This window comes from Bacillus sp. FSL H8-0492, from assembly GCF_038006145.1.
Classification (GTDB): domain Bacteria; phylum Bacillota; class Bacilli; order Bacillales; family Bacillaceae_G; genus Bacillus_A; species Bacillus_A mycoides.
This window is the reverse complement of sequence record NZ_JBBOUP010000001.1, coordinates 4,607,624-4,621,275: the sequence shown is the minus strand read 5'-3', so window position 1 is coordinate 4,621,275 and position 13,652 is coordinate 4,607,624. Positions and strand designations below refer to the sequence as shown.

General features: G+C 38.5%; 10 protein-coding genes and 1 riboswitch. Of the genes, 7 read left to right on the top strand and 3 right to left on the bottom strand.

What is annotated here, in order from left to right; genetic code table 11:
* Positions 1-159: 159 nt before the first annotated feature.
* Positions 160-543 (top strand): ATP synthase subunit I, encoded by a 384-nt coding sequence (locus tag MHH66_RS23795; RefSeq protein WP_002129542.1) that lies wholly within the window; start codon positions 160-162, stop codon positions 541-543.
* 517 nt (positions 544-1,060) lie between these two features.
* Here the strand turns inward: MHH66_RS23795 and pckA are convergent.
* Positions 1,061-2,647: a phosphoenolpyruvate carboxykinase (ATP) gene (gene pckA / locus MHH66_RS23790; RefSeq protein WP_002034448.1), complete on the bottom strand. Its 1,587-nt coding sequence runs from the start codon at positions 2,645-2,647 to the stop codon at positions 1,061-1,063.
* A gap of 228 nt (positions 2,648-2,875) precedes the next feature.
* Positions 2,876-2,997, top strand: a riboswitch (SAM riboswitch).
* Positions 2,998-3,166: 169 nt separating this feature from the next.
* On the opposite strand from pckA, the gene metK reads away from it, so the two are divergent.
* Entirely contained in the window at positions 3,167-4,366 is a 1,200-nt protein-coding gene (gene metK, locus MHH66_RS23785) for a methionine adenosyltransferase (protein WP_002015707.1), read from the top strand.
* 191 nt (positions 4,367-4,557) lie between these two features.
* Here the strand turns inward: metK and MHH66_RS23780 are convergent, their stop codons facing one another.
* Together MHH66_RS23780 and MHH66_RS23775 are read right to left on the bottom strand one after the other, a co-directional pair.
* Entirely contained in the window at positions 4,558-4,740 is a 183-nt protein-coding gene (locus tag MHH66_RS23780; protein WP_002067721.1) for a hypothetical protein, read from the bottom strand.
* Positions 4,741-4,746: 6 nt separating this feature from the next.
* Positions 4,747-4,926, bottom strand: a complete 180-nt coding sequence (locus MHH66_RS23775) for a hypothetical protein (RefSeq protein WP_002067722.1) — start codon at positions 4,924-4,926, stop codon at positions 4,747-4,749.
* Positions 4,927-5,193: 267 nt separating this feature from the next.
* On the opposite strand from MHH66_RS23775, the gene MHH66_RS23770 reads away from it, so the two are divergent.
* From MHH66_RS23770 to MHH66_RS23750, 5 genes are all read left to right on the top strand, one after another.
* Complete coding sequence (locus MHH66_RS23770; protein WP_078184680.1) at positions 5,194-5,703, top strand: MogA/MoaB family molybdenum cofactor biosynthesis protein; 510 nt, start codon at positions 5,194-5,196, stop codon at positions 5,701-5,703.
* Positions 5,700-6,290 (top strand): molybdenum cofactor guanylyltransferase, encoded by a 591-nt coding sequence (gene mobA / locus MHH66_RS23765; protein WP_033707239.1) that lies wholly within the window; start codon positions 5,700-5,702, stop codon positions 6,288-6,290. The genes MHH66_RS23770 and mobA overlap by 4 nt, the downstream gene beginning before the upstream one ends.
* A gap of 466 nt (positions 6,291-6,756) precedes the next feature.
* On the top strand, positions 6,757-8,616 hold the full coding sequence (locus MHH66_RS23760; RefSeq protein ID WP_078184679.1) for a GAF domain-containing sensor histidine kinase: 1,860 nt from the start codon (positions 6,757-6,759) through the stop codon (positions 8,614-8,616).
* Complete coding sequence (locus MHH66_RS23755; RefSeq protein ID WP_033707240.1) at positions 8,591-9,229, top strand: response regulator; 639 nt, start codon at positions 8,591-8,593, stop codon at positions 9,227-9,229. The genes MHH66_RS23760 and MHH66_RS23755 overlap by 26 nt, the downstream gene beginning before the upstream one ends.
* Before the next feature lie 242 nt (positions 9,230-9,471).
* Complete coding sequence (locus tag MHH66_RS23750) at positions 9,472-13,611, top strand: S8 family serine peptidase (protein ID WP_078184678.1); 4,140 nt, start codon at positions 9,472-9,474, stop codon at positions 13,609-13,611.
* Positions 13,612-13,652: the final 41 nt, after the last annotated feature.

Here is a 13,652-nt window from a genome sequence, read left to right as displayed (position 1 = left end):
GTATAATATTATTTTCTAAAAGCATTTTAACAACATAAACATACCGTTTATGTTGTTTTTAATTTGAATGAAATAGATTTTAAGTAGTATGGACTCGAAAGAAATGAGTTATACAGCTTTTGTTGGATAAATATAAAAAACATTGAAGGGGAGTACAGCATGATTAGTTTGTCATTAAAATCGTTTAAAGTTCAATCATATTATCTACTAGGTATTCTGTTATTAGGCTGGATGTTAACACCGTTTTCAGCACATTTTCTAGGTGCAGGAATTGGACTTATTGTAAGCATGTATTGTGTTTGGATTTTAGGAAGGCGTATCGAAAAGCTTGGAGATAGTATAGTAAAGAAGACGAAAGCGCCGACGCTTGGTATGTTTAATCGCTTTGCAGCTGCAATTTTGGGTGCTATTATCATGTACGAAATTGAGCATCATATGGTAATGTGGGCATTTGCAGTAGGTATTCTGGGTGGTTATTTCTTAATCGTTATTAATTTAGGGTATTATAGTATGAAGGATGAAGAAGAATTAACAAAGGGCTGAAAAAGATAAAAAGATAAAAAGATAAAAAGCCTCTTTTTAGATGGAATAGAGGATCTGGCGATGGATAGAAGCGTTCAGATCCTTTTTTAGTCCCATGCGGTGTGAAACCAGAAGGATGTAGTGAGTGGGAAAATAGTTTATATGTTCGAAGCCGTGGTTTGTATGTATGGAAATCCGAGTATGTAAATTGAAAATTGGGCTTGGGAAGTTTTAAGTTGGAATAGAGGATCTGGCGATGGATAGAAGCGGTCAGATCCTTTTTTAGTCCCATGCGGTGTGAAACTAGAAGGATGTAGTAAGTGGGGAATAGTTTGTGTGTTCGAAGCTGTGATTTGTATGTGGGTAAATTAAAGAATATATAGAAAGAAGCTTACGCGGAAAACGTAAGCTTCTTTTTTATGTAAGTGTGTGTAACCGTTAAGCCACATTGGGTTTTGTCGGTGAGTACGTGGAACTTTACGGTTACACGACACTTATTCATATGAGTAAAAGGGTTATTCCAACAGAAAATTTGTAATTAAGCGATTGGACCGCCTAAGTTAATAATAGCTTCAGAAACGCTATCGAATTTTTTGAAGTTTTCTTTAAATTCGTTTGCAAGCTCAATTGCTTTCACTTTGTAAGCATCTTTATCAGCCCAAGTTTGTTCAGGCATTAATACTTCATCAGGTACACCTGGAACATGACGAGGTACTTCAAGGCCAAAGATGTCGTGTTTTGCAGTTTCAGCTTTAGCAAGTTCACCGCTTAGTGCTGCTTGAATCATTGCACGAGTGTAACCTAAGTTCATACGTTTACCAACGCCGTATTCGCCACCAGTCCAGCCAGTGTTTACTAAGAATACTTTCGCATCATGTTTCTCGATTTTTTCACCAAGCATTTCAGCATAACGAGATGCATCAAGCGGTAAGAACGGTGAACCGAAGCAAGTAGAGAATGTAGCTTGCGGAGATGTAACACCGCGCTCTGTTCCTGCTAGCTTACTAGTGTAACCGCTTAAGAAATGGTACATAGCTTGCTCTTTTGATAACTTACTGATTGGAGGCAATACGCCAGATGCATCAGCAGTTAAGAAAATAATTGTATTTGGATGTCCTGCAACACTTGGCAGTACGATATTGTCAATCGCATGCATAGGGTATGCAGCACGTGTATTTTCTGTTAAAGTAGTATCGTTATAGTCAGCGATGCGTGTTTGACCATCAATGACAACGTTTTCTAAAACTGAACCAAATTTGATTGCATCGAAGATTTGTGGTTCTTTTTCATGAGAAAGGTTTACACATTTTGCATAGCAACCGCCTTCAATATTGAATACGCCGTTATCAGACCAACCGTGCTCATCGTCACCGATTAATTTACGGTTTGGATCAGCAGATAATGTTGTTTTGCCTGTTCCAGATAAACCGAAGAATAGTGCTACGTCGCCTTCTTCGCCTACGTTTGAAGAGCAGTGCATAGAAAGAATGTCTTGTTCAGGTAGTAAGAAGTTCATAATAGAGAAGATTGATTTTTTCATTTCTCCAGCATATTCTGTACCACCGATTAGTACGATACGTTTTTCGAATGAAACCATAATGAATGCTTCAGAATTTGTACCGTCAATTGCTGGATCTGCTTTGAAGTTTGGTGCAGAAACAATTGTGAACTCTGATTCGTGAGTTGCTAATTCTTCTTCATTTGGACGAATAAATAATTGATGTACGAACAAATTATGCCATGCATATTCGTTAACAACTTGAATTGGTAGGCGATAGTTGCGATCAGCGCCAGCAAATCCTTTGAAGATGAATAACTCTTCTTTTTCTTTTAAGTATTCTAAAACTTTTATATATAATTTATTAAAATGTTCTTCAGAGATCGGTTGGTTCACGGCTCCCCAAGCAATTTTGTCAGCAACCGATGCTTCCTTCACAATAAATTTATCCTTAGGAGAACGTCCTGTGTATTTTCCTGTTGAAGCAGAAACGGCACCAGTAGAAGTTAATTTCCCTTCGTTTCGCATTAATACTTTTTCCACTAATTGCGGAACACTTAATTGAATCTGTGCATTGCTTCCGTTCAATAATTCATGTAAACCAATTTGGACATTCACAGTACTCATATTTATATACCATCCTTTTCATTTAATGAAATATTTCTCGTAATCCCCATCAATAGTATAACACAATTATATAAATAATGTATACTATTTATTTATTTTTGTTTGTGTGAATGTATCATTTCCCTATTAATATTTCATTCTATGGGTATTGAGAAAAACTTTCAGGAAAATGTGAATATTAATTGACAAATGAATATCATTTCTTTAGTATAGGTTGGGACGGATACTCTCTTATCCCGAGCTGGCGGAGGGACAGGCCCGATGAAGCCCAGCAACCTCATTTGTAGTGGTAAATACAGGTGAATAGGTGCTAAAACCTGTGCGAGGCTAACGGTCTCGAACGATAAGAGCAAAGGGCAAAAAGCAGTATGCAAGTAGCAAATTAAACCTTTCCTCTATGTTAAGTAGGAAAGGTTTTTCTGTATGCTTGTGTGGGAGAATAAATGTATGTCGCAGTTTGTGGCAAATTAAGGATGAGTTCCGTACAATATATACAATTACTGTAGGGAGGTTTACCACATGACAAAAAAACGTCATCTGTTCACATCTGAGTCTGTAACTGAAGGACATCCAGATAAAATTTGTGACCAAATTTCTGATTCAATTTTAGATGCGATCTTAGCAAAGGACGCAAATGCACGTGTAGCTTGTGAAACAACTGTAACAACTGGTTTAGTATTGGTAGCGGGGGAAATTACGACTTCTACTTACGTAGATATTCCAAAAATCGTTCGTGAAACAATTCAAGGCATTGGTTACACACGCGCAAAATACGGATTCGATGCAGAAACTTGTGCAGTTTTAACATCTATCGATGAGCAATCTGCTGACATCGCTATGGGTGTTGACCAAGCACTAGAAGCACGCGAAGGTCAAATGACTGACGCTGAGATTGAGGCAATTGGTGCGGGAGACCAAGGTTTAATGTTTGGCTTCGCATGTAATGAAACACAAGAATTAATGCCACTTCCAATCTCGCTTGCTCACAAATTAGCTCGTCGTTTAACTGAAGTACGTAAAGATGACACATTATCATACTTACGTCCGGATGGAAAAACGCAAGTTACAGTTGAGTATGATGAAAATGGTAAACCTGTACGTGTGGATACAATTGTAATTTCTACACAACATCATCCAGATGTTACGTGGGAAGAAATCGATCGCGATTTAAAAGAGCACGTAATTAAAGCTGTAGTTCCAGCAGAATTAATGGATGGAGAAACGAAATTCTTCATTAACCCAACTGGCCGCTTCGTAATTGGTGGACCACAAGGTGATGCTGGTTTAACAGGACGTAAAATCATCGTTGATACTTACGGTGGATACGCTCGCCATGGCGGTGGTGCATTCTCTGGTAAAGATGCAACGAAAGTTGACCGTTCTGCAGCATATGCAGCTCGTTATGTTGCGAAAAACATCGTAGCAGCTGGTCTTGCTGACAAAGCAGAAGTACAACTTGCATACGCAATTGGCGTAGCACAACCAGTATCAATTTCAGTTGATACATTAGGCACTGGTAAAGTATCTGAAGACGTATTAGTAGAACTAGTTCGTAACAACTTCGATCTTCGCCCAGCTGGTATTATTAAAATGCTAGACCTACGTCGCCCAATTTACAAACAAACAGCAGCTTACGGCCACTTCGGACGTACTGATGTAGATCTTACATGGGAACGTACAGACAAAGCAGCTACTTTAAAAGAGCAAGCTGGTCTATAATATATGAAAAAAAAGCTTTGCGCGTGTCGCAAAGCTTTTTTTATTTGGTTTTATCCCGCATTAACGGGCAGTAAGCCTCCCACCTCAAAATTCGGCTGTAAAGCAAAAAAGTTAGGTAGGAGGCTAACTGTCCGTAAAAGCCCGATTGGTGAAGGCTAATAATCAGTGGGGAAGAACAAAATCCCCACTGATTAAAGTTTCACTTTATTTACTACTTGAATGCAAGAACTACAATAAACTTCCCCGTCTAGCTCAATATACTTCTTCATATTTGTCATACCACTTGCCGGAAATGGCATATGAATCCACGCTTTTTCATACGTTTGTATTTCCTTTTCACATGATTTACAAAGGATTGGTTTCTTACGGAACATAGACGGTCACCCTTTCAGTTGGCGTGCTTTTCCTGCGCAAAAAGCACTGCTCAGTAAAAATAGCGTTGCGAATATAATACTCACCAATGTAGCGTATGGAATCGCGCCTTTTAAGGAAAAGCCGACAGTGATGGAAGCAACAAATAAGAGGATGAATGTTGTTGTTAATTTTTTATAAAGTTCCATAGTGTGGGAACCTCCGAATTGTTTTGTATTGTAAATTTTAAAACTAAACTTAAACCTATTATGTAGAGAACATAAGAAGAGATAAATAGTAGCTAATGATGTGAAAGTTAGGAGTATAAGAAATGGAAATAGTATATCTATTTAAATTCTTTTTTATGGGTGCTAATACTTATATTGTATCATGACGTATCGGTGGCTTCATACAGAATTGTGTAAAGGTATGTATGATAAAATGAAGAAAAGCTTTTAAGAAAGGAAAGATGAAGAATGAGTGTAATGGAACATAAAAAACAAGCTCCAAAAGAAGTGCGCTGCAAAATCGTGACGATTTCCGATACACGTACGGAAGAGACTGATAAGAGCGGACAACTATTACATGAATTATTAAAAGAAGCAGGACATAAAGTGACCTCTTATGAAATTGTGAAAGATGATAAAGAGAGTATTCAGCAGGCTGTGTTAGCTGGTTATCATAGGGAAGATGTTGATGTTGTGTTAACGAATGGCGGAACTGGTATTACGAAACGTGATGTAACGATTGAGGCAGTGTCAGTGTTATTAGATAAAGAAATTGTTGGATTTGGTGAGTTGTTCCGTATGATAAGTTACTTAGAAGATATCGGAAGTAGTGCGATGTTAAGTAGAGCAATCGGCGGTACAATCGGACGTAAAGTTGTCTTTTCAATGCCAGGGTCTAGCGGAGCGGTTCGTCTTGCGATGAATAAGTTAATTTTACCGGAATTAGGTCATATTACATTTGAGCTGCATCGCCAATGAAAATTGCAGGAATTGTATTAGCCGGCGGACAGTCTAGTCGTTTTGGAGAGCCGAAAGCTTTGGCAACTTGGCGCGGGAAAACATTTATTGAGTATAGTATAGAGGCATTGAAAGAGGTTGTTACAGACGTTGTTGTAATTAGCAATCCAGCGATTACTAATGATCTCTTGCATATATTGCATGTACCAGTTGTAGAAGATATTGCGATGTATAAAGGAAAGGGTCCGCTTGCTGGTTTATTAACAGGCATGGAATTCGTAGATGCAGATTGGTATATTGTTGCACCGTGTGATACACCAAATGTTTCGAAAGAATGGGCGATGGCATTTATAGAACGAGTAGATGAAGCGTATGAAGCAATTGTTCCATTGGTGGAGGGGCGGAAACAACCACTGTTAGCATTGTATCATCACCGAGCAAAAGAAAAAATAGAGCGGTTATTAAAAGAAGATAAGAGAAGTATGCAGGGGCTATTATCTCATTGTAAAACGCAGTATATTACGGCAGAAGAATCACAGCTGTCGAAGGGGTTATTTCTTAATGTAAATACAAAAGAAGAATATAGTCAATTACAGAATAGAAAATGAATGTGGAAGAAGAAAATATATAATGGAGAGTGAATTACTGAAAATATATGAACAACTTGGATTTAAAGTAGTATCTTCTACCGGTAAAAACCAATTATGAAATTGATTCATATACATCTTTAGTTCTATATGATAGACATAGAATATATTTACAATTATAACATTTGATGGGTAGCGGAATAGAGAGGCCTGTTTTATACTAATATTGTGTCATCCCTTCTAAGGGACAGCGCACAGCCGGTGATTGGCTAATGAGAACATTCTCATTTTGCCAGTGCCGGTTTTTTAGTAGATAATGATGATAATAAAGTGAAACTATAATCAGTTGGGGTTTTGTTCATTCCCTACTGATTATTAGCCTTCACCAATCGGGCGTTTACGGGCAGCAGGGCTCCCACCTGACTTTTGAGGTGGGAGTCTCACTGCCCGTAAATAGCGGGATAAATTTTTTGAGGGAGGGATCGTTTTGAAAAAGATAGATTTTACTTCTATGAGAGAGCAAGTAGCTAGTTTTTATATTTATTCTATCTCTTTTCTTGGTTTAATTGCTGTTATTATTTCCTTATTTTTAAGTGAAATGCCTTCCCATCTTATACTGCTTTTGTTGTTAATTATGTTTATGGGAATTACTGAGTATTTTCCTATCCGCATTTGGAGAGGGGGAATCACACTCAGCCTTACACTTATTTATACAATGAATTGGCAGTTTGGAATGCATATAACTGTTGTTTCGTGTGTGGGTGTGATGTTATGTATCCAATTGTTTCGCCGCTTATCTATGCAAAGGACAGTATTTAATTGTGCGCAACTTGCTCTTAGTATCGTATTAGCAGAATGGCTTTCCGGTGAATGTTTCTCTCTTTTTATTTCTGGAATGAATCTTTCAGTTTTATATGAAAAATTCATAATTTTGTTTTTATTCAGCGCATTCCTTTGCCTTTTTAACGGTTTATTTTACGATCTTTTAATCATACTTCTTCCTCAGCCCTATCCGCTAGAAGAGTGGCGTAAAAAGAATATGTTAGTACTCTTGAGTTTGAGTTTTTGTTTATTTTATTCTTCACTTATACATATTTTAGATTACCGATATCGTGGAGTGATGGATGAAATTATGGTTCTGTTCTTCTTTTTCCCGCTTGTGGCAATCTGTATCATTAGCTCTTTCGTTAGACAAATACGGGTGGAAAAAGAACGATTGTATAAGCTTTTTTCCATTACGACGGAATTAAGTCGTGGACTATCTGCCGGCAACTTACAGCAGATGAAACAATCACTGAAAGGATTTCTAGGAATACAGGCATATGTTTTATGGGCAAAAGATGAAGAGAACTGGACGCTTTTATTAAAGGATGGAAAAGTACGTCGTGATATTTCTAATTATTCTGACCTGCATAAGAAGTTTGAAGAGATATCAGAAACTGTTGTTGTTACTGATTGGAAAACAGGTATGGCTCCGGGAGATGAAGTGTTTGAAAATACTATGCGCTCTCTTGTATATTTACCTCTTAAGGTAAATCATGAATTAGTTGGAATGTTTGTGGCAGGGAAAAGCAGGAGTGCGAGTTTTATTACTGAAGATGTACAAACTTTAGCTACGTTTGCTAATCAATTAGGCAGCTTGCTTAAAACGCGGACACTCATCTCTGAACAGGAAAAAAGAACGATTTTAGAAGAACGAAATCGAATTGCTCGTGAAATCCACGATGGAATCGCACAAGCATTGGCCGGAGTGATATTTCAGATGGAGTCGGCTCAGAAAAAATATGCAGATCGACCAAAGGACATGCAGCAAGTGGTAGATACAAGCATAAAAAAATTACGGAAGAGTTTAAGTGAAGTTCGTTATTCTATTTATGCTTTAAAGCCATATCCAACACAAAGATTAGGACTAAAACAAGCAATTATAAATAAAGTTCAATCCTTAAAACAAGAATATGGTCTAGCCATTACATATCATGAAAGAGGCCGTTCTCGAAAACTTAGTTTTACGAAAGAACGAGTTATTTTCGATACTTTACAGGAGAGCTTGCAGAACATTATAAAGCATGCAAAGGCAGATAAAGTTGACATTTTATTAAGCTATCAACGGGAACATGTACTTTTAAAGGTAAAGGATAACGGAATTGGCTTTTCTCTTTTTGAATCTATGATTAAAGCAAAGCATGAGCCGCATTATGGTATATTACATATGAATGAACAGGCTGAACAGCTAGGGGCTGTCCTTCAGATTGATAGTTCAGCAGGAAAAGGTACAGAAATCACATTGTTAATTCCAGATTCAGAAATGGGGGAGGAGTATCATGATTCGAATATTAGTAGTGGATGATCATACTGTTTTGCGTGATGGAATTCGAAGTATATTGGAACTCGAATCTGATATGCGAGTAGTTGGAGAGGCTGTTTCCGGGGATGAAGTAGTAAAAAAAGTGGAAGAGTGTAGGCCTGATTGTATTTTAATGGATATTAATTTGCCGGGGAAAAATGGTATTGAGGCTACATCACTCGTGAAAGATCAGTATCCGAGCTGCCGTGTTCTCGTATTAACTATGTATGAACATGATGAATACTTGATGGCTGCTCTTCGGGCAGGTGCAGACGGTTATTTACTGAAGGATTCATCATCCGATCAGGTAGTGGCGGCAATCCGAATGGTATTACAAGGAGATTCTGTGATTCATCCGCGTATGACTAAAAAGTTGATTACATATCATCAGCAAACGAAATCAGAATCAAATGAAAATGAACTAACAGAGCGTGAAAAAGAAATACTGTTTGAATTGGCTAAAGGTCTTAGCAATAAGGAAATTGCTGAAGCTCTATATATCAGTGACAAGACAGTTAAAATCCATATTAATAAGATTTTCAGAAAACTAAATGTGAAAAGCCGTTCACAAGCAGTCATATATGCCGTGCGAAATCAGCTTGTTCCATTTTCTTAAATAAAAATCATTTAAAAGAACTACCCCGCACTTTATTATTTTACTCAAAATAATAAAGTGCGGGGTAGTTCTTTTGTACTATACGGTATAGAACTAATAACTAAAAAAATATTACTTTTTGATAATTTTCAGAAAAGTTTTAATTTAATAAGATAAGAAAGTAGAGTTGTAGCCTAATAGCTTCGGAAATTTATGTTATGCAATAACTACAGATACAAATAAATTTAGATGGGGGAACTTGTATGAAGAGAGGGAAATTTGGGAGGGTTCTTACAGGAACGTTAGCTGTAGGTATGCTATTGTCACAAGGTATTCCGTATAATGTATTGGCAGAAAGCGCGGTTGAACTGAAGCCAGTTGATAATGCGGAACAGGTACTAAAGAATCTGTCTTCAGAACAAAGAAAGGCGTTGGAACAGTTAGATGTAAGTCCTAATTTTACGATTTCACCTGATATTGACTCTAATAGTCCTGAATTAGTTAACGTTATCGTGGAATTCAATCAAGCTCCAGCAAAAATTGAAGTGATGAAACAGGCAGCGAAAGGGAAGAAAATAGCTGCTACTACTGCGCAAGCAAAAGTGGATGAAGAGCATAAAGTGTTCAAACAACATGTCGAATCTTTAAAATCGAAGAAGGATGCTAGCACGTACGATACGAAAAAAGTGGAAATCACACGCGAATATAAAAATGCAATCAACGGTGTAGCGATGACTCTACCGGGTGTGGCTGTGCAAGAGTTGATCCAATCTGGAGTAGTAAAACGTGTCTTTAAAGATTACGAGGTAAAAGTGGAACCTCCGGTAGAAACGAAAGAAACAATCGATCCGAAAATGGCGGACAGCATTCCACAAATTGGCGTGGACAAGCTGCATGCAGAAAATATTATGGGTAAAGGAATTAAAGTTGGCGTTCTTGATACAGGTGTTGACTATAATCATCCTGACTTAAAAGATGCTTATAAAGGCGGATATGATTTTGTTGATAACGATGCAGATCCGATGGAAACGACGTACGAGGATTGGATAAAAGCTGGTAAGCCAGAATATCCAGGCTTAGTGTACTATACAAACCATGGTACACATGTAGCGGGGACAATCGCAGCTCAAAAGAAAAATAATGCGGATTATGCTGTAAAAGGTGTGGCACCCGAAGTTGACCTATATGCTTACAGAGTATTAGGCCCTTGGGGTGGAGGGAATTCTGCGGGGATTCTTGCTGGAATCGATAAAGCGATTACAGATGGTATGGATGTCATCAACATGTCGCTAGGTGCGCAGACGAACGATCCGTTATATGCCACTTCTGTTGCAGTAAATAACGCCATGCTTTCAGGCGTGGTGACAGTTGTTGCCGCAGGTAACGCCGGACCAAACGAAAAAACGCTTGGTTCCCCGGGAACGGCAGCTCTTGGTATTTCAGTAGGGGCAAGTGATGCTGCCATGTCTATTCCTACATTCAGCGCAAGTGTATCTAACGAAAAATTTGAAAATATGCAGCTATTAGGTAAAGATTTTCCTGATAAGTTAGAAGATTTTGGGGGACAATCGTTACCAATTGTATTTGCGGGACTTGGTAAACCAGCTGATTTTACTGGGAAAGATCTTAACGGAAAAATTGCGTTAATTCAGCGCGGAGAAATTACGTTTGATGAAAAAATTAAAAATGCAAAAAGTGCTGGAGCAAAAGCGGTTATTGTATATAACAATGCTGACGGACAAATATCTGCCTACTTAGGTGAGGGGGTAGGCCTTATTCCATCTTTCCGTCTGTCAAAAGCAGATGGCGAACGGTTAAAGGCGCTAGGTGAAGTATCTTTCAAATTCGAAACGCTGAGCAATATAAAAACGGAAGGGGATCACTTAGCTGATTTCAGCTCCCGTGGGCCGGTAAATGGGAATTATGACATTAAGCCAGATGTAGTCGCTCCTGGTGTGTCGGTTTTCTCTACTGCACCGGAATACATCAATGATCCGCAGGACGGTATAAATTACGGCAATGCATATGTACGCTTGTCTGGTACTTCTATGGCGAGCCCTCATGTAGCGGGTACAGCTGCATTGATTTTGCAGGAACATCCAGAATATACTCCTTTCGATGTAAAAGCGGCTCTTATGAATACATCCGATGATTTGAATGGCCAGAACTCCGTATACGAAGTGGGTGCGGGGCGAATTGATGCGTATCAAGCTGTTCATACGGACACATCTATCAAAGTATTGGACAAAACAAAAAATATCGAGAACGGAAATGTTGTTGAAATTGACGAACAAACAGGCTCTATTATGTTTGGCAGACTTTTTAAGCAAGATGATAAACCAATTGAGGCAAGCAAAAAAGTAAATGTCCAAAACAACGGCAAAGAAGAAAAATCCTTTAAAGTAGAAGTGGAGTATCACGGTGAGCGTACAGGCATTCAAGATGCAGTAAAGAATGGAATACAAGTTGAGGTACCGGCATCTCTTACAGTGGCAAGCGGACAATCACAGGAACTGCAGCCAAAAATTACGATTCCTGCTAGCGCAGCGAAAGGCAGATATGAAGGATATATTCATGTAACGAATACGAACAATCCGTCCGAAACGTATCAAATTCCATTCGCTGTCATGGTGACGGAAAAGGGATTTGAATATATAAAAACGAGTGCACCATCTGTAACAAATAATACACCTTTCTGGGATCTTTTAAACACTACGGTAAACGGAATAATGAAGTTGAATAGTCCGATGCAAACAATCGATGTGCTTGTTAAGGACAGTAAAACAGGGAAAGCTGTAGGTTTTGTAGGAACAGCGAATACTAGTAAGTTGCACACGGACAAAGAAACTTTTCTTGTAGGAGCATTCAGCGGCACTGTCTATCCATTTACAAATGATCCTTCCAAGCCGATTAGCGATATTCCTGTGAAGCTTCCAGAAGGCGATTATATACTGGAAACGATTGGGCACGATGAGGAAGGGAAATCATATGTTGCACATAATCCGCTTATTTTGGACAATACAGCACCGGAAGTGAACATGGATAAAAAACCGGGTGTGATTGAAGTGAATGACTCCATGTTTACGGAAGAAGATGGAAAGAAAGCAGTATGGCTGCATGGAATAGTTAAAGATGAGACAGTAGATGTATTGAAGTCCAAAGGCTTAAACTATGACCAATCATCTAACATCATGGAGTACTATGCAAACTCTGGAATGGTAGGTGGAAGCTTCCCAATCCAAGCAAATGGAGATTTGAAATTCGGTATTGAGGCAAATGATATTGCAAAAAAACCTCTAAATTTGACTTTGAATACGTTTGATATTGCAACGACATTTAATAAGCAAAGCTATGTCTTCGTAAAAGAAGGTACAGAGTATACGACTTCTAGTTATGATAAGAAAGACGTAAAAGTCGGCGATACAGTTACGATGACACTTAGTCTCAATAATGTGAAGCAATTTGTATCTGGGGAATTCCAGGTGGAATTCATGAACGATTTATATAAGTTTGAGAATGTGAAACTGAACAATGCGGCAAACGATTACGCGAAGGAAAAAGGCTTGGAAGTATCGCTGCAAGAACCTGTGGTGACAGAAGGAACTAACACCAATACGGTGAAAGTCGGCGCATCTATGAAAGGGAATGCATTTAGCGGTATGGACGGCGATATGCCTTTCCTTGATGTAACGCTCAAATTAGTAAGTGATGCATATTACAATAATGCTACCAAATTTAATGTACAACAGGCGTCTTATATGAAAGCGGGACAAACAGCAACTACTGCCATTTCTTATTTAAATACGGAAAGCTTTAACATCATTTCAACGCATTCGAGAGTGCTGGGTCCTATCAAGCCGGAAGCATTTTTGACAGCAAGCGGTTCTTTGAAAGCAGGAGATTATACAAAAATAGGTGCCCAAGTATATGTGCTGTCCCCAAAAGGTAAAAAATATAAGGGAACAATTGATAGTAAAGGGGCATATACGATTAATGGTATCCCAGCTTCTACTGAAGCACACACAGTTGTTGTCGATGTTCCGGGACATCTGAAAGTGATGAATAAATTCATTCCTGGATATTCTGTAAACGGTGAGGTGCGCGGACAATATTTTAGATTAGGCGCTAAAGGTCTTGCAGGAGATGTGAATGGTGACAGATTGATTGATATTCGAGATATGCAAAGTGTAGTTGATGTATACGGTAAAAAGGATGCATCCATCTTGCCGCAAGATCTCAATCAAGACGGTGTCGTAGATGAGACAGATGTCCGCTTCATTGAGAAAAACTTCTTGCAAAAAGAAGTCGATGTTCCAGAAGTGGTTAAGCCGAAAGAAACAATCGGTAAAAAAGGTCTGGCAGACTTCCTGCGTCAGATTGGTTTAGAGCCGAAATCAAAGTAATAGAGTGAAACTTCTATTAGTGGGGGATTTTCTTCATCCCC